Annotated in this window: 1 protein-coding gene and 1 pseudogene; both read left to right on the plus strand. The window is 53.6% G+C overall.

Annotated features, from left to right (window positions below; genetic code table 11):
• Positions 1–53: 53 nt before the first annotated feature.
• Positions 54–161 (plus strand): annotated as a pseudogene (locus ACP7A2_RS27115) (hypothetical protein); the annotation flags it as partial.
• 35 nt (positions 162–196) lie between these two features.
• Positions 197–1,279, plus strand: coding sequence for an IS3 family transposase (locus tag ACP7A2_RS27120; RefSeq protein ID WP_426136851.1), 1,083 nt, complete (start codon positions 197–199; stop codon positions 1,277–1,279).
• Positions 1,280–1,311: the final 32 nt, after the last annotated feature.

Genomic DNA, 1,311 nt, shown 5'->3' on the forward strand with positions numbered 1-1,311 from the left:
TGTCTCGCCCTGAATAAGGTTTACACCTTCTGAAGTCTTATCAGGACGGTGTAATGGATACGGGCGCGAAACGCAGTCAGCGAGATTACACGCTGACTTTTAAATTGTCGGTTGTCGACCAAGTCGAAAAAGGCGAGTTGAGTTATAAAGAGGCTCAACGGCGTTACGGGATTCAGGGCCGGTCGACGGTGTTAGTGTGGTTACGCAAGCATGGTCGGCAGGACTGGAGTCAAGGCGCCTCCATTCGGACCCACAGGAGCCGACCGATGGACGAACCCACCTTGCCGTTGACTCCCGAGCAAAGAATCAAAGAGCTCGAGGAGCAACTGGCACTGGCCAATCAGAAGGCCAAATTCTTCGAAGACGTGGTCGATGTTCTGAAAAACGATTACGGCGTATCCGTCGTAAAAAAGCGGTCCGGCAAGTCGTTGCGCAAACCCAAACCCTGAGTGTCAGCAGGGCTTGCCAGTTTATGGGGATCAGTCGCCAAGCCTTTTACAAGCGTGACCGGGTCCATCGGGCTCGAGCCGATCAAGATCAGAAACTTCTCCAGTTTGTGCAGGAAATTCGTGTGCGCCAACCCTGCATTGGCGCCCGCAAGTTGCACTCGATGATGCACGCGAAGCCTGAGAAGCCAGAACTGCATGTAGGCCGAGATCGATTGTTTGAGGTTTTACGAGAGCACCGGCAGTTGGTTCGCAGAAGGCGGGCGTACCATAAGACGACCGACAGCCATCATCGCTTTCGCTGCCATCCTAATTTGCTGAAACCTGGCCCACAGCAAGTCGTCGCTACGGGTCCGGAACAGGTCTGGGTGGCGGATATTACTTACCTATCTACAAACCGCGATGACCCGGCCTATCTGAGTTTGGTGACGGATGCCTTCTCAAGGAAAATTGTCGGTTATCACGTGCATGGCAGCCTGCATGCCGACTCGGTAGCCCAAGCTTTACGCATGGCGTTGAAGACGCGTCAAACACGCCAGAAACTGGTTCATCACTCGGATCGTGGCGTGCAGTACTGCTCAGTGCTTTATCAAAAGCTCCATGCCAAGCATGGCGTCACATGCTCGATGACCGATGGCTATGATTGCTACCAAAACGCCTTGGCAGAGCGGGTCAACGGAATTTTGAAGACAGAACTCTTGCTTCACCGGCCGACAGACTTGGCTCAAGCGGAGCAAATGGTGCGCGAGGCGATCTTGATCTACAACCAGGAGCGCCCGCACTTGTCCCTAAAATACAAAACGCCCGATGCGGTGCATCGGGCGTTAGGGTGAAATAGGTGTAAACCTATTTCAGGACTAGACAC

Source organism: Pseudomonas sp. PWP3-1b2, assembly GCF_049896045.1.
GTDB classification, from domain to species: Bacteria; Pseudomonadota; Gammaproteobacteria; order Pseudomonadales; family Pseudomonadaceae; genus Aquipseudomonas; species Aquipseudomonas antarctica_B.